Here is a 14,299-nt window from a genome sequence, read left to right on the forward strand (position 1 = left end):
GCGTATCATTGCCTCATCAATCCCAGATGCAATGGAGTTTTGCGTGGCCGTTTCCGTATTCGACCTGTTCAAGATAGGCATAGGCCCGTCTAGCTCCCATACGGTGGGCCCCATGCGGGCCGCCCTGTTGTTCGCGCAAGGCCTGGAGCGCGATGGACTCATGTCCAGCGTGGCCACGGTGCGCGCCGAGCTCTACGGCTCGCTGGGCGCCACGGGCAAGGGCCACGGCACCGACAAGGGGGTGCTGCTGGGCCTGATGGGCGAAGCCCCCGACACCGTCGACCCCGCCGCCATCGCCGGCATGATCGCGTCGGTGCGGGCCAGCCGCCAATTGCCGCTGCTGGGACGCTATCCGGTTCCTTTCGTCGAAAAGGAACACATGATGTTCTACCGCCGCGAAGCCATGGCGGAACATCCTAACGGCATGAAGTTTCACGCCTTTGACGCCAATGGCGAATCGCTGCGCGAGGCCCGCTACCTGTCGGTGGGGGGCGGCTTCGTGGTGACGGCCGGCGCGTCCAACAGCCAGGTCATCGCCGCGCACGACCAGTTGCCGTACCCGTTCCGCATGGGTCGAGAACTGATGGCCATGTGCAGCGAGAGCGGCCTGTCGGTGGCGCAGCTGATGATGAAGAACGAGCTGACCTGGCGCGACGAGGCCGAGGTGCATGCCGGGCTGGACCGCATTTGGCAGGTCATGCAGGACTGCGTGTCGCGCGGCTGCGGCATCAACTATCCGGAAGCGGACGGCGAACTGCCCGGCCCCTTGCGCGTGCGCCGCCGCGCGCCCGAGCTCTACCGCAACCTGACCCAGCGCGCCGAGCGCACCCTGTCCGATCCCCTGTCCGTGATGGACTGGGTCAATCTGTACGCCATGGCGGTCAACGAAGAGAACGCCGCGGGCGGGCGCGTCGTGACGGCGCCGACCAACGGCGCGGCCGGCATCATCCCGGCGGTGCTGCATTACTACGACCGCTTCGTGCCCGGTTCCAACCGCGAAGGCGTGCGCGACTTCCTGCTGACCGCGGCCGCCGTGGGCTTGCTCTACAAGTACAACGCCTCGCTGTCGGGCGCCGAGGTCGGCTGCCAGGGCGAGGTCGGCGTGGCCTGCTCGATGGCGGCGGGCGGCTTGGCCGCCGCCCTGGGCGGCACCGTCGAACAGGTCGAGAACGCGGCCGAGATCGGCATGGAGCACAACCTGGGCCTGACCTGCGACCCCGTGGGCGGCCTGGTTCAGATTCCCTGTATCGAGCGCAACGCCATGGCGTCCATCAAGGCCGTGAACGCTGCCCGCATGGCGCTGCGCGGCGACGGCCAGCACTACGTGTCGCTGGACTCCGTCATCAAGACCATGCGCGAAACCGGCGCCGACATGAAGACCAAGTACAAGGAAACCGCGCGCGGCGGGCTGGCGGTGAACATCGTCGAGTGCTGACGGGGGCGGGGTGACGACGATGCAGGAGGGCGAACGGATGTCAGGGCCTTGGGGGTCCTTTCCGAAGCAAGGGAAGAACGCAGGCCGGCGAGGAAATGGCAAACGGCACGCCTGCAGGCTGCAGCTGGCCGCTGTCCGGGTCTATGCGCATGCAGGAAATGCGGTGCTCGTCCTGGCTGGCGACCAGCAGGAAGCCGCCGTCCGGGGGGATGGCGGCGTCGCGCGGCGTGCGCCCGCCGGCGGGCCACAAGCCTATCGGCTCAAGCCACGGGGCGGATTCCAATAGCCGAAATCCCGCGATGCTGTCGTGGCCGCGGTTGGTCGCGTAGAGCCAGCGTCCGCTCGGATGCAGGCAGAGCGCGGACGCGGAGTTGGCGTTGTGCCAATCTGCGGGCAGCGTGCCGATCCGGGTGAGCGCCTGTGCATGGGGATTGCGTGCCGTGGGCAGTTGAACGACGGTCACGCTATTGGACAGTTCGTTGAGCACGAAGGCGCGGGTACCGGCCGGATTCAGCCGCAGATGGCGCGGCCCGGAACCTGGTCCGATCTGCAGCTGCAGGTCCGGGAGCAGATCCAGCGCGGCGCCCCGCAGGGCATGGCGGGCGACGCTGTCGGTACCCAAGTCACACAGGTAGACCGCATCGCCGGACGGGGTCGGCTGGGCGCAATGCACATGGGGGCTCGCCTGGCGGTCGCTGCGCGGACCGCTGCCATGGCGCACGATGATGTCGGGCGGGGAGATGGGCAACCCCTGTCCGTCGAGCCGGTAGCTCAGGAGTTCGCCGCTGCCATAGTTGGACACGAAGAGGCGGTCCGCCGCAGGGGTCAGGCAGATGTGGCAAGGGCTGGCGCCAGGGGTAGGCACATTGAGCAAGTGCCGCAGCGTGGCCGCGTCGTCGACCGCGTAGACGTCGATGCTGGCGCCTTCTTCCTGCTCGCTCACGCCATACAGCAGGCCGAGGGACGCGGAATGGCACAGGTAAGAGGGATTGACGCTATGGCTGTGCACCCGCAATTCACGCAGCGCGGCCGTCGCGGAGTCGAAACTCAGCAGGTGGATGCCGCGCCCTATGCCATGCACATGCGGCATCGGCCGCGTATACGTGCCCACGGCAATCAGCCAGCTGCCCGTTCCGCGGGCCGGGGAGTGCGTATTCGATTCAGCCATGGTCTGCCCTCGACATCACGTCTATCCATACGGCCAGGACCGGCGCCAGGCCCCTGAAGTTATGCCCCCACCCCATTTAAGCAGGAATATCTGATCGTCAATCGTCCTCGGGGGGCCCGCCTCGCATCCTTGGGGCGGTTTTTCTTTTGGACGGAGCCGGAAAAGACGATGGCCCGCGCAGGCGGGCCATCGAGTCAGGGTGACGGGCGCGCGGCCCGTCTGAGCGAAAGGCTTAGATCACGCGTGCATTTTGCAGCGCGGCGATGCGGGCCGGAATCGGCGGGTGCGAGGCGAACATCGCGGCCAGGCCGCCCTTGCCGGTGATGCCCGAGGCCTCGAAGGACTTGGGCAGCTCGCCCGGTTCCAGGCCGCCCAGGCGGGCCAGGGCGCGGATCATGGGTTCGCGGGCGCCCATCAGGTGGGCCGAGCCGGCGTCGGCGCGATATTCGCGCTGACGCGAGAACCAGGCCACGATGATCGAGGCCAGCACGCCGAAGATGATTTCACAGACCAGCACGGTGATGTAGTAGCCCGGGCCGATGCCGCGTTCGTTCTTGAACACCACGCGGTCGATGAAGTAGCCGACCACGCGGGCCAGGAACACGACGAAGGTGTTCACCACGCCCTGGATCAGCGTCAGCGTGACCATGTCGCCGTTGGCGATGTGCGCGACTTCGTGGGCCAGCACGGCGGCGACTTCTTCCTCGCTCATGCTTTCCAGGAGGCCGGTGGACACCGCGACCAGGGAGTCGTTCTTGAAGGCGCCGGTGGCGAAGGCGTTGGGGGCGCCTTCATAGATGGCGACTTCCGGGCGGCCGATGCCGGCGCGGTCGGCCAGTTGGTGCACGGTGTCGACCAGCCAGGCTTCGCGCTGGTTGCGGGGCGAGTTCGGGTCCAGCACCTGGGCGCCGGTGCTCCATTTGGCCATGGGCTTGCTGATCAGGAGCGAGATGATCGCGCCGGTGAAGCCGACCACCACCGAGAAGATCAACAGGGCGTTCAGGTTCAGGCCGTTGGCGGTGATGTAGCGGTCCACGCCCAGGATGCGCAGCGTGGCCGACAGCACCAGCATGACAGCCAGGTTGGTCAGGACGAACAGGACAATGCGTTTCATGTTTTTTGTGTTCCTCTGCGAGCAGGATATGCCGGGATTCGACACTGCTGCGGGCCGCCAGTTCCCCGACTCGCGGCGCCGCTTCCGGTGACGGAGAGTATAGTATCGCTTTCCCTTATTCCTCTTCACTTTTCCCTTAGCGTAGACCCCCATGCAGGCACTCTGGATGTTGCTGGCGTCCGCCATGTTCGCCATCATGGGTTCGTTCGTGAAGCTCGGCACCGAACACGGCGCCTCGCTGCCGCAAGTCGTTCTGTTTCGTGGACTGCCGTCGGTCATCCTGCTGCTGATCTGGGCCCGCGCCGGCCGCCAGTCCATCATTCCCGTCAGCTGGAAACTCCACCTGTGGCGCAACCTGTCCGGCGTCACCTCGATGTGGCTGGGCTTTTTCGCCATCGCCCATCTGCCCCTGGCCACCGCCACCAGCCTGAACTACACCGCGCCGCTGTTCATCGCCTGCTGGATGCTGGGCTGGGGCGGCGCGCAGCGCGACCCCGTGCGCATCGTGGCGGTGGCGCTGGGGTTCCTGGGCGTGATCGCGGTGCTGCGGCCCAGCATCAACGAGGACCAGTGGCTGGCCGCCCTGTTGGGGATGACCGCAGGCGCCATGTCGGCCATCGCCATGATGCAGATCCGCCAGCTGGGCCGGGTTGGTGAACCTGAATGGCGCACCGTGCTGTTCTTCTCCGTGGCCGTTTGCGTGTCCAGCCTGGCCGGACTGCTGTTCGAGGGCTGGGGCCACGCCGACTGGACCGGCTACCTGTCGCTGCTGGGCGTGGGCGTAACGGGCCTGTTCGGCCAGTTGGCCATGACCCGCGCCTTCGGCCTGGGGTCGGCGCTGCTGACGGCGGCGCTGCAGTACAGCACCATCATCTTCGCGGCCTTGCTGGGCATGGGCTTCTGGGGCGAACAGCTGGACGCCCTGGCCTGGGCCGGCATGGGCCTGATCATTTTCGCGGGCCTGTTGTCGATCTGGCGCACCATGCGCGATCCGAAGCCGGCCTGAGCCGCGGTCGCCCCACACCCTTACAGGAGCACACCGAATGCCGATGACCCTGATTTCCGCCGCCGAACTGGCCGCGCGCCTGGATGCGCCGGACGTGCGCGTGTTCGACGTGCGCCACGATCTGACCAACCACGCGGCGGGCCGTCAGGCCTATGACGCGGGCCACATCCCCGGCGCGCGCTACCTGGACCACGAAACCGAGCTGTCCGCAGCCCGCACCGGCAAGAACGGCCGTCATCCGTTGCCGTCGCGAGGCGCGTTCGGCGCGCTCATGGCCGCCCACGGCGTGACGCCCAAGACCCTGGTGGTGGCCTACGACGCCAGCGGCGGCATGTACGCCGCGCACCTGTGGTGGATGTTGCGCTGGCTGGGCCACGACCAGGTGGCGGTGCTGGACGGCGGCTGGCAGGCCTGGACCGCGGCCGGCCTGCCGACCACGACCGAAGCCGGCGCCGCCGTGCGCGCGGGCCAGCCGGTGGAGCCGGGCGCCTCGCTGGCGGGTTCGGTGGATGCGCAGGCGGTGCTGGACAACATCGCCCATCCGGCCTTCACCGTGATCGACGCGCGCGCGGCCAACCGCTACCGCGGCGAGGTCGAACCCATGGACCCGGTGGCCGGCCACATTCCGGGCGCGTTGAACCGTCCCAACGGCGAGAACCTGCAGGCCGACGGCCGTTTCAAGCCGGCCGCGCAGTTGCGCGAGGAGTTCGCCAGCCTGCTGGACGGCCGCGATCCGGCGGCCATCGTGCACCAGTGCGGCTCGGGCATCACGGCTTGCCACAACCTGCTGTCCATGGAAATCGCGGGCTTGTCAGGTTCGCGCCTGTACCCGGGTTCCTGGAGCGAGTGGTGCAGCGATCCGTCCCGCCCGGTGGCCACGGGCGCTCAGTGACCTGACGCCTGGACCTGATGCCCGGGCCTGGACGCCCGGGCGTCCGTGAAGACCCGGGCACCCAGAAAGTCCACCAGCGCCCGGACTTTCGGCGACGGGTGCTTGCTGGCAGGCCACAGGATGTGGAAGACGTTGGTCCGCTCCGATTTGCCTTTCAGGACCTGCACCAGGCGGCCATCCGCCAAGGGTTCGCGGATGGCGAAGTCCGGCAGGTAGGCAATACCCAGTCCTTGCAGCGCGAAGCAGGCGCGCGTCTCGATGTTGTTGCAGATCATCGAGACGGGCAGCTGCAGCTCTGGCTCGCCTTCGGCTTGCCGCAGAGCCCAAGTCTCCAGCTTGCCGCTGCTGGGAAAGCGGTAGTGCAGGCAGCTATGGCGCAGCAGGTCGGCCGGCGTTTTGGGCGTGCCGCGGCTGGCCAGGTAGGCGGGGGAGGCGACCAGCAGGATCTGGAACGCGCCCAGGCGGCGCGCCGACAGGCGCGAGTCGGCGGGTTCGCCCGTGCGCACCACGGCATCGAAGCCTTCTTCGATCACGTCCACCATCCGGTCGGTGAAATCCAGGTCGAGTTCGATCTCGGGATACTCGCGCATGAACTCGCCCAGCACCGGCAGCACCAGTCCGCTGACCAGCGGCAGGCTGACGCGCAGGCGTCCGCGGGGCGCGGCGGCGGCCTGCGACAGCTCCAGTTCGGCCGCTTCGATCTCGGCCAGGATGCGGCGGCTGCGTTCCAGGAACAGCGCGCCCTCGGCCGTCAAGGTGACGCTGCGCGTACTGCGGTGGAACAGGCGCACGCCCAGCTTTTCTTCCAACCGCGCCACGCTCTTGCCGATGGCGGATGCCGACACGCCCAGCAGCCTGCCGGCGGCGACGAAGCTGCGCGTTTCCGCAACCTGCACGAACACGACAAAGCCATTGAGGCTATCCATCTGGTTTCCTTGATTGCGGACATCTGGTTCCGCAGAAGAAGGAAATGTAGCCTACTTTTTCTTTAATCTCCGGGCCTATATCGTCTCGGCACCAAGCTGCAACCGAGGTGCCTGAGATGAAAAAACCTACGAATTCCCCGCGTCCGCGCACTGCGCCGGCGCTTCCCCCCGCCGGCCGCGACCGGCTGCCGCTGGGCGCCTTGCTGGCGCTGGCGATGGCCGGCTTCATCACCATCCTGACCGAGGCGCTGCCGGCCGGGCTGCTGCCGCAGATGGCGCAGGGCCTGGCCGTGTCCCAGACCAGTATCGGCCAGACCGTCACCATCTATGCGATCGGGTCGCTGGCGGCGGCGATCCCGCTGGTCGCCGCGACCCGGGGCGTGCGGCGGCGTCCGCTGCTGCTGGCGGCGATCGCCGGGTTCGTGCTGGCCAATACAGTGACCGCGTTGTCTTTCAGCTATGTGCTGACCCTGGCCGCGCGCTTCCTGGCCGGCATGTCGGCGGGATTGTTGTGGGCGCTGCTGGCGGGTTACGCCGCGCGTATGGTGCCCGCACATCAGCAGGGCCGCGCGATCGCGGTGGCGATGCTGGGCGCGCCGCTGGCGCTGTCGCTGGGCGTGCCTGCCGGAACTTTTCTTGGGGCGCTGTGGGGGTGGCGCATCGGCTTTGGCATCATGAGCGCGCTGGCAGTGCTGCTGATGGTCTGGGTGCGCTTGCGGGTGCCGGACTTTGCGGGACAGGCCCGGGGCAAGCAACTGCCGCTGCGGCATGTCTTCCTGCTGCCCGGCGTGCGTCCGGTGCTGTTCGCGGTGCTGGCGTTCGTCCTCGCGCACAACATTCTTTACATCTACATCGCACCGTTCCTGGCATCGCTGGGCATGGCCGCAAGCACCGAGCTGGTGCTGCTGGTGTTCGGACTCAGTTCCCTGGCCGGGATCTGGCTGATCGGGACGTTGATCGACCGCCATTTGCGGGTGCTGACTTTGGCTTGCGTCGCCCTGTTCGGCCTGGCCGCGTTGGCGCTGGGTATCGCGGGCGGCATGCCGGCCATGCTTTATCTGTCGGTGGGGGCTTGGGGCGTGGCGTTCGGCGGTTCGCCGACGCTGTTCCAGACCGCGCTGGCCAAGACGGCGGGCGACGCCGCGGACGTGGCGCAGTCCATGCTGGTGACCGCGTGGAACACGGCGATTGCCGCGGGCGGCATCGTTGGCGGCGCGTTGCTCGAACGCCTGGGCGTGGGCGCGTTCGTGCCGGCCCTGCTGGCGCTGCTGGCGGCGACGCTGGCGGTCGTCTGGGCCGCTAGGACGCATGGCTTTCCCGCCAGCCCTACCAGATGGCAGCCAGCTTGACCCGCCCCGAGATGCTCTCGGCGATCTCCAGGAAATGGTCCAGGGGCGGCGTCGCCAGCCCCGGAACCTTGGCCATGTCGTCCCACCGCCTCAGGCGGATCGCATCCGGCGCGCCCGGCATGCTCGCGAATTCCACCGCCTGGCTCGCATCGAAACTGCCCCCCTGCAGCGCCAGGCTGCGTTTCGAATCCTCCGAGAGCGACGCTTCATATTGCGGTTCCACATAGCAGAGGTAGCGCTTGGCTTCCACATGCAGCCGGATCGGGTCCAGCACCGCCGAGCTGAACAGGCCGCGCAGGAAGGGCAGGACGAAGTACTGGTGCTTGTCGTCGATGCCGCGCAGCGTGGGCGTGCCGGGCCGGTCGGCGATGAGATGGCCCAGGTCGTGCAGCAGGCTGGCGGTGATCAGGTGGGCGCCGGCGCCGTTGCGTTCCGCCAGCGCCGCGGTCTGCAGCGCGTGCCGCAGGTGGCTGACGGATTCGCCGTCATAGGAGCGGTGTCCGCGCTCCAGGAAAATCTGCTCGATATCTTGCAAGGTCAAGGCCATGGTTGTCTCCTGGGTGGCCGCATAGGGGAGGGCGGCGCTCAGCCGGCGGCTGGCGCCATCTCCAGAAAGCGCGCGATCAACTGCACCGGTTGGCGCTCGCGCAGGCAGTACAGGTATTCGTGCATCACGATGTCGGCGCCCTCGATGTCCAGGGCCGCCAGGTCGGGATGGGAAGGGATCTCGCGCGAGGGGATCAGGCTGATTCCCAGGCCGCACAGGGTGGCTTGGCGGATGGATTCACGGCTGCCGATTTCCAGCGTGCGGCGCACCGTGACGCCAGCCGCCAGCAAGGCGTCCTCCGTCAGTTGCCGCGTCATGGAGCCGGGTTCGCGCAACAGCAGCGCGTGGTCGGCCAGGTCGGCCAGTCGGACCCGGCCACGGCGCGCCAGGGGATGGTCGCGATGCGCCACTACCCGGATGGGGTCGGCGGCGATCATGCGCCGGTACAGGTGCTTGTCATCCATCAGAAACGACGACGTGGCAATCTCGATGCGATAGTCATGCAGCGCCTGGAGCATGCTTTGCGAGTTGCCGATAGCCAGCGTCAGATCTATGCCCGGGTAGCGCTGGTTGTAGGCGCGCACCGTGTCCATGATGTAGTAGGGGCCGGTGGCGCCGATGCGCAGATTGCCTTCGCGCAGGTCGCTGGCGTCGCGCAGGCGGAAGTCGATCTCGGTTTCCTGCTGGACCAGTTTTTCCACCATGGGCATCAGGCTGTGGCCCGCGTCCGACAGGCGCATGCCGCGCCCCTGGCGGTGGAACAGTTCGACGCCGTAACGCGACTCCAGCTGGCGCAATTGCCCGGTCACCGTGGGCTGGCTGACGCCCAGCTGGGCGGCGGCCTTGGTGACGGTGCCGCAGCGGGCCACGGCGTAGAAGGATTTGAGTTCGGCGACAAGCACGGTGCAGGGGGCGGAATAGGGCGCAATGCGCAAGACCGCCAGTACACCAAAATAATTTGATGTTTTTATTACTGCATTTGCGCGAAGTGTCATAAACACTCAATACGCGTCTTCCATACTGCCTTCGTTCCCAAACCGGAGGCCCCATGGCCGAACGCGATACCGCATTTCTCTCTGTCAGGCATCTAGTGAAGCGCTTTGGCAGCCATACCGCGCTGTCGGACGTCTCGCTCGACATCCGCGCCGGGGAGCTGGTGTGCCTGCTGGGCCCCTCGGGCTGCGGCAAGACCACCTTGCTGCGCGCCATCGCCGGCCTGGAACGCCAGGACAGCGGCACCATCGTCCTGTCCGGGCGCGACATCTCGCACGCCGAACCGCAGGCGCGCGACTACGGCATCCTGTTCCAGTCGTACGCGCTGTTTCCCAACCTGACCGTGGCCCAGAACGTGGCCTATGGCCTGAGCGGCAAGCGCGCCCACCGCAACCACGTCGCCAACCGCGTCGAGGAAATGCTGACGCTGGTCGGTCTGGCGGGCGCGGCGGATAAATACCCGGGACAGATCTCTGGCGGGCAGCAGCAGCGCGTGGCCCTGGCGCGCGCGCTGGCGCCGTCGCCGTCCCTGCTGCTGCTGGACGAGCCCATGTCGGCGCTGGACGCCCGCGTGCGCGAGCATCTGCGCATCGAGCTGCGGGCCTTGCAAAAGCGCCTTTCCATCACCACGCTGATGGTCACGCACGATCAGGAAGAGGCCATGGTGATGGCCGACCGCATCGCCGTCATGAATGGCGGGATCATCGAGCAGTACGGCACGCCGCGCGAACTCTACCGCCAACCCGGCTCGGCCTTCATCGCCGATTTCGTGGGCGAGGCGAACTGGCTGCCGTTCGAGCGCCTGGATGCGCACCGCGCCCGTGTCGGACGCCAGGAGCTGGCCGTGGATGAGGCGCTGGATGCCGCCAGCGGCAAGCTGTTCGTGCGCCCGGAAGCCGTGCGCGTCAGCACCGCGCGCCCGGACCAGCCCAACGCCATGCTGGCGGATGTGCTGGACGGCGTGTTCCTCGGCCGCGGCTATCGCCTGGCCCTGCGCCTTGAGGGCGTACCCGGCAGCACGGTGCATTCCATCGTGTCCCCTGAAATCGGAGACGCCCTGCTGGGCCCTCACGCCGCCAGCCGCTGCTGGGTGGAGCTGCCGCGCCATGCGATACGCGCCTACGCTTGATCCGGCCATGACCCGTTCCTCCAACGCCGCCGCGCCGGCAGCTGGAAACTTCGCAACGCCTGCGCCTGCGCCAGCGCTGGGCCGCCGCCCGCTGCCGGCCTGGGTTGGCGCCTTCGGCCTGGCCACCGGGCAGGGCGCCCTGGCGCTGGGCCTGCTGCTGTTCCTGGCGCTGCCCTTGGCCGCCATCTTGCTCAAATCCGTGACCGACAGCGACGGCGCCTGGGCCGGGCTGTCGGTGCTTGCGGACATCATCGGCGGCGACGGCTTCATGGCCATGGTCGCGCGCAGCCTCGCGGTGGGCGTCGTGACGACGCTGCTGGTCGTGCCCTGCGCGTACGGATTCGCCTACGGCCTGACCCGCACGCGCTTGCCGGGCAAGGGCCTGCTGCGCACCGTCGCCTTGCTGCCGCTGCTGGCGCCGTCGCTGCTGCCGGGCATCGCGCTGGTGTACCTGCTGGGCAACCAGGGCCTGCTCAAGAGCCTGACGGGCGGCGCGACCATCTACGGTTTCTGGGGCATCGTCGTGGGCGAGGCTTTCTATACCTTCCCGCACGCGCTGATGATTCTGCTGACCGGTCTGGCGTTGGCCGATGGCCGTCTTTATGACGCCGCGCGCGCCATGGGCGCCGGCCCCTGGCGCACCTTCCTGACCGTGACCCTGCCGGGCACCCGCTACGCCGTGTTTTCGGCCTGCTGCGTGGTGTTCACGCTGACGGTGACCGACTTCGGCGTGCCCAAGGTCGTAGGCGGCGACTACAACGTGCTGGCGATGGAAGCCTACAAGGCCGTGGTCGGCCAGCAGAACTTTCCCAAGGGCGCGGCCATCGGCATCCTGCTGCTGCTTCCCGCGATCCTGACCTTCGCCCTGGACCGGCGGCTGCGCGCCCGCCAGGGCGCCCAGCTGAGCGGCCGGGCCCAGCCCTATGCCGCCGGCGTCAACCGCCGCCGCGATGCCGCGTTCCTGGCGCTGGCCGGCGTGCTGGCGGCGTTCCTGCTGCTGATCATCGGCGTGGCGGTGTGGGCGTCCTTCGTGAAGATGTGGCCCTACAACCTGTCGATGTCGCTGCGTTCGTACGACTTCGACAATATGGACGGCGGCGGCTGGCTGGCCTGGCGCAACAGCCTGCAACTGGCGTTCTGCACCGCCCTGGCCGGCACGGCGGTGGTCTTCACCGGCGCATGGATGATGGAAAAAGTGCCTGCCCGCAGCTCGCTCACGCGAGGTCTGCGCGGCATGGTCGGCATGCTGGCGCTGATGCCCATGGCCGTACCCGGCCTGGTGCTGGGCCTGGGCTACATCTTCTTCTTCAACAGTCTGTCGAACCCGCTGAACCTGCTGTACGGCACCATGCCGCTCCTGGTCCTGTGCACCATCGTCCACTTCTACACCAGCGCGCACCTCACCGCCGCCACCGCGCTCAACGCGCTGGACCCCGAATTCGAGGCGGCCTCCGCGTCGCTCAAGGTGCCGCGTTTGACGACCTTTGTCCGCGTGACATTGCCGATGTGCCTGCCGGCGGCGCTGGACGTGGCCCGCTACCTGTTTGTTTCCGCCATGACCACGGTGTCCGCGGTCGTGTTCCTGTACAGCCCGTCGACGGTGCTGGCCGCGGTCGCGGTGCTGAACATGGACGACGCCGGCTTCATCGGTCCTGCCGCCGCCATGTGCACCGTGATCATGGCCAGTTCGGCCGCGGCCGCCCTGGTCCTGCACCTGGCCAGCCGCGCACTGGTGGCGCGCAGCCAGGCCTGGCGCCGCCCCGCGGCCCATTGAACGATTTCTCAAGGAAGACCCTCATGACTGTTTCGCCTTTGCCCGTTCGCCTGGAAGCGGTGATTTTCGACTGGGCCGGCACGCTGGTCGACTTCGGCTCCTTCGCGCCCACCAAGGTGTTCGTGGACGCGTTCTCGCAGTTCGGCGTGGAGATGTCGCTGGCGCAGGCCCGCGGCCCCATGGGCATGGGCAAGTGGGACCACATCCGCACGCTTTGCAACGATCCCGTGATCGCCAGCCAGTACCAGGCCCAGTTCGGCCGCTTGCCCACCGATGACGACGTGACCGCCATCTATGAGCGCTTCCTGCCGATGCAGCTGGACAAGGTCGCCCAGTATTCGGCGGCTATCCCCGGCGCGGCCGAGTTGCTGCGCGCCTTGCGCCAGCGCGGCCTGAAGATCGGCTCGTGCTCGGGCTATCCCGCCAGCGTCATGCGCCGCGTGGTCGAACGCGCCGCCTCCGAAGGCCTGGAACCCGATTGCATCGTCGCCAGCGACGACGTGCCGCGCGCGCGGCCGGCGCCCGCGATGGCGCTGAAGAACGTGGTCGAACTCGGCCTGTCCGACGTCGCCGCCTGCGTCAAGGTCGACGACACCGCGCCCGGCATCGAAGAAGGACGCCGCGCCGGCATGTGGACCGTGGGCCTGCTGCTGTCGGGCAACGCCGCCGGTCTGACGCTGGAGGAATACCTGAGCCTGGACGACGCGGGCCGCCAGAAGGCCCGCACCGCCGCCAGCCTGGAGCTGTCGCCCGCCGCGCCGCACTACCTGATCGACACCGTCGCCGACCTGCCTGGCGTGATCGCCGACATCGAATCCCGCTTGTCCGCAGGCCAGCGCCCTTAACCCTCAACCACCTGTCTGCATCGCTTGCCGGGGCCGGTTCGCGCCAGCCCTGGGGGCTTCCCTCAGCCTTTTTCCGCTTACCCACGGAGTACTTCATGAATCGCTACAAGCTGCTTGCACTGGCCGCCGCCCTGACGGGCGTGATGGGCGCCGCCTCCGCCGAGACCACGCTGACGGTCTACACCGCGCTCGAAGCCGACCAGATCAAGGCCTATCAGGCCGCGTTCGAGAAGGCCAATCCCGACATCAAGATCCAGTGGGTGCGCGACTCCACCGGCATCATCACCGCCAAGCTGCTGGCCGAGAAGAACAACCCCAAGGCCGACGCCATCTGGGGCCTGGCCGGCACCTCGCTGGGCCTGATGGACAAGGAAGGCATGCTGCAGCCCTACGCCCCCAAGGGCCTGGACCAGATCGCCGCCAACATGCGCGATGCCAAGGCCGAGCCCAGCTGGGTCGGCATGGACGGCTTCGCCGCCGCCATCTGCTTCAACACCATCGAAGCCGAAAAGCAGAAGCTGCCCAAGCCGACCTCGTGGCAGGACCTGACCAAGCCGGTGTACGCCGGCAAGATCGTGATGCCGAACCCGGCGTCGTCGGGCACCGGCTTCCTGGACGTCAGCGCCTGGCTGCAGATCTTCGGTGAAGAGAAGGGCTGGGCCTACATGGACGCCCTGCACAAGAACATCGGTTCGTACACGCACTCGGGCTCCAAGCCGTGCAACATGGCCGCCGCCGGCGAATTCCCGATCGGCGTGTCGTTCGACTACCGCGCCGCCAAGCTGAAGGCCGACGGCGCGCCGGTCGAAGCCGTGTTCCCCTCGGAAGGCCTGGGCTGGGAAGTGGAAGCCACCGCCATCATGAAGGGCACCAAGAACCTGGAAGCTGCCCGCAAGCTGGCCGACTTCTCCGCCAGCCGCGAAGCCAACGAGCTGTACAAGGCGAACTTCGCCGTGCTCGCCATCCCGTCGATCGCCACGTCCAATCCGAACCTGCCGGCCGACCTGATGCAACGCATGATCAAGAACGACTTCACCTGGGCCGCCACCAACCGCGACCGCATCATCGCCGAGTGGACCAAGCGCTACGACGGCAAGTCCGAGCCGAAGAAGAAGTAAGTC

The 14,299-nt window shown here is 67.7% G+C and carries 13 protein-coding genes; 8 read left to right on the forward strand and 5 right to left on the reverse strand.

Going from position 1 to position 14,299, the window contains the following annotated elements; translation table 11 throughout:
• The first annotated feature begins 43 nt into the window (after positions 1–43).
• A complete protein-coding gene (locus tag ACM1PE_RS04840; protein ID WP_059379339.1) occupies positions 44–1,435 on the forward strand; it encodes an L-serine ammonia-lyase in 1,392 nt (463 codons plus the stop codon).
• Between the two features lie 40 nt (positions 1,436–1,475).
• Here ACM1PE_RS04840 and ACM1PE_RS04845 read toward each other — a convergent pair whose 3' ends face one another.
• Together ACM1PE_RS04845 and htpX are read right to left on the reverse strand one after the other, a co-directional pair.
• On the reverse strand, positions 1,476–2,603 hold the full coding sequence (locus ACM1PE_RS04845) for a lactonase family protein (protein ID WP_419342624.1): 1,128 nt from the start codon (positions 2,601–2,603) through the stop codon (positions 1,476–1,478).
• Between the two features lie 232 nt (positions 2,604–2,835).
• The gene (gene htpX, locus ACM1PE_RS04850; RefSeq protein ID WP_013392481.1) at positions 2,836–3,717 is read right to left on the reverse strand and encodes a protease HtpX; all 882 of its coding nucleotides are present in this window, start codon (positions 3,715–3,717) and stop codon (positions 2,836–2,838) included.
• Between the two features lie 151 nt (positions 3,718–3,868).
• Here htpX and ACM1PE_RS04855 point away from each other — a divergent pair, with 151 nt between their 5' ends.
• Both ACM1PE_RS04855 and ACM1PE_RS04860 read left to right on the forward strand, forming a co-directional pair.
• Positions 3,869–4,723, forward strand: coding sequence for a DMT family transporter (locus ACM1PE_RS04855; RefSeq protein ID WP_054451009.1), 855 nt, complete (start codon positions 3,869–3,871; stop codon positions 4,721–4,723).
• 37 nt (positions 4,724–4,760) lie between these two features.
• A complete protein-coding gene (locus ACM1PE_RS04860) occupies positions 4,761–5,615 on the forward strand; it encodes a sulfurtransferase (protein WP_059379262.1) in 855 nt (284 codons plus the stop codon).
• Here the strand turns inward: ACM1PE_RS04860 and ACM1PE_RS04865 are convergent.
• Positions 5,609–6,541: a LysR family transcriptional regulator gene (locus tag ACM1PE_RS04865; RefSeq protein ID WP_419342625.1), complete on the reverse strand. Its 933-nt coding sequence runs from the start codon at positions 6,539–6,541 to the stop codon at positions 5,609–5,611. The genes ACM1PE_RS04860 and ACM1PE_RS04865 overlap by 7 nt on opposite strands.
• A gap of 116 nt (positions 6,542–6,657) precedes the next feature.
• Here ACM1PE_RS04865 and ACM1PE_RS04870 point away from each other — a divergent pair, with 116 nt between their 5' ends.
• Positions 6,658–7,890, forward strand: a complete 1,233-nt coding sequence (locus ACM1PE_RS04870) for an MFS transporter (protein ID WP_419342626.1) — start codon at positions 6,658–6,660, stop codon at positions 7,888–7,890.
• Here the strand turns inward: ACM1PE_RS04870 and ACM1PE_RS04875 are convergent.
• Together ACM1PE_RS04875 and ACM1PE_RS04880 are read right to left on the reverse strand one after the other, a co-directional pair.
• Positions 7,868–8,437 carry a phosphonate degradation HD-domain oxygenase gene (locus tag ACM1PE_RS04875; RefSeq protein WP_054451012.1) on the reverse strand — a complete coding sequence of 190 codons (570 nt, stop codon included), beginning with the start codon at positions 8,435–8,437 and terminating at the stop codon, positions 7,868–7,870. The two genes, ACM1PE_RS04870 and ACM1PE_RS04875, sit on opposite strands and share 23 nt — an antisense overlap.
• A gap of 38 nt (positions 8,438–8,475) precedes the next feature.
• Positions 8,476–9,339 (reverse strand): LysR family transcriptional regulator, encoded by an 864-nt coding sequence (locus tag ACM1PE_RS04880; protein ID WP_059379260.1) that lies wholly within the window; start codon positions 9,337–9,339, stop codon positions 8,476–8,478.
• Between the two features lie 146 nt (positions 9,340–9,485).
• Between ACM1PE_RS04880 and ACM1PE_RS04885 the strand changes: the two genes are divergently transcribed.
• The 4 genes from ACM1PE_RS04885 (at position 9,486) to ACM1PE_RS04900 (ending at position 14,296) form a co-directional block, all read left to right on the forward strand.
• Positions 9,486–10,559: a putative 2-aminoethylphosphonate ABC transporter ATP-binding protein gene (locus tag ACM1PE_RS04885; RefSeq protein WP_118933358.1), complete on the forward strand. Its 1,074-nt coding sequence runs from the start codon at positions 9,486–9,488 to the stop codon at positions 10,557–10,559.
• Between the two features lie 7 nt (positions 10,560–10,566).
• Positions 10,567–12,333, forward strand: coding sequence for a putative 2-aminoethylphosphonate ABC transporter permease subunit (locus ACM1PE_RS04890; protein ID WP_419342627.1), 1,767 nt, complete (start codon positions 10,567–10,569; stop codon positions 12,331–12,333).
• 23 nt (positions 12,334–12,356) lie between these two features.
• Entirely contained in the window at positions 12,357–13,178 is an 822-nt protein-coding gene (gene phnX / locus ACM1PE_RS04895) for a phosphonoacetaldehyde hydrolase (protein ID WP_251877202.1), read from the forward strand.
• A gap of 95 nt (positions 13,179–13,273) precedes the next feature.
• Positions 13,274–14,296 (forward strand): putative 2-aminoethylphosphonate ABC transporter substrate-binding protein, encoded by a 1,023-nt coding sequence (locus ACM1PE_RS04900; RefSeq protein WP_054451016.1) that lies wholly within the window; start codon positions 13,274–13,276, stop codon positions 14,294–14,296.
• Positions 14,297–14,299: the final 3 nt, after the last annotated feature.

Source organism: Achromobacter sp. PD1, from assembly GCF_048541815.1.
In the GTDB taxonomy this organism is placed as follows: domain Bacteria; phylum Pseudomonadota; class Gammaproteobacteria; order Burkholderiales; family Burkholderiaceae_B; genus Achromobacter; species Achromobacter bronchisepticus_A.

What these genes read in the sequence shown, in the direction of transcription:
- ACM1PE_RS04845 (WP_419342624.1), bottom strand. Translation starts at nt 2,603, where the DNA reads ATGGCTGAATCGAATACGCACTCCCCGGCCCGCGGAACGGGCAGCTGG.
- htpX (WP_013392481.1), bottom strand. Translation starts at nt 3,717, where the DNA reads ATGAAACGCATTGTCCTGTTCGTCCTGACCAACCTGGCTGTCATGCTG.
- ACM1PE_RS04855 (WP_054451009.1), top strand. Translation starts at nt 3,869, where the DNA reads ATGCAGGCACTCTGGATGTTGCTGGCGTCCGCCATGTTCGCCATCATG.
- ACM1PE_RS04860 (WP_059379262.1), top strand. Translation starts at nt 4,761, where the DNA reads ATGCCGATGACCCTGATTTCCGCCGCCGAACTGGCCGCGCGCCTGGAT.
- ACM1PE_RS04865 (WP_419342625.1), bottom strand. Translation starts at nt 6,541, where the DNA reads ATGGATAGCCTCAATGGCTTTGTCGTGTTCGTGCAGGTTGCGGAAACG.
- ACM1PE_RS04870 (WP_419342626.1), top strand. Translation starts at nt 6,658, where the DNA reads ATGAAAAAACCTACGAATTCCCCGCGTCCGCGCACTGCGCCGGCGCTT.
- ACM1PE_RS04875 (WP_054451012.1), bottom strand. Translation starts at nt 8,437, where the DNA reads ATGGCCTTGACCTTGCAAGATATCGAGCAGATTTTCCTGGAGCGCGGA.
- ACM1PE_RS04885 (WP_118933358.1), top strand. Translation starts at nt 9,486, where the DNA reads ATGGCCGAACGCGATACCGCATTTCTCTCTGTCAGGCATCTAGTGAAG.
- ACM1PE_RS04890 (WP_419342627.1), top strand. Translation starts at nt 10,567, where the DNA reads ATGACCCGTTCCTCCAACGCCGCCGCGCCGGCAGCTGGAAACTTCGCA.
- phnX (WP_251877202.1), top strand. Translation starts at nt 12,357, where the DNA reads ATGACTGTTTCGCCTTTGCCCGTTCGCCTGGAAGCGGTGATTTTCGAC.
- ACM1PE_RS04900 (WP_054451016.1), top strand. Translation starts at nt 13,274, where the DNA reads ATGAATCGCTACAAGCTGCTTGCACTGGCCGCCGCCCTGACGGGCGTG.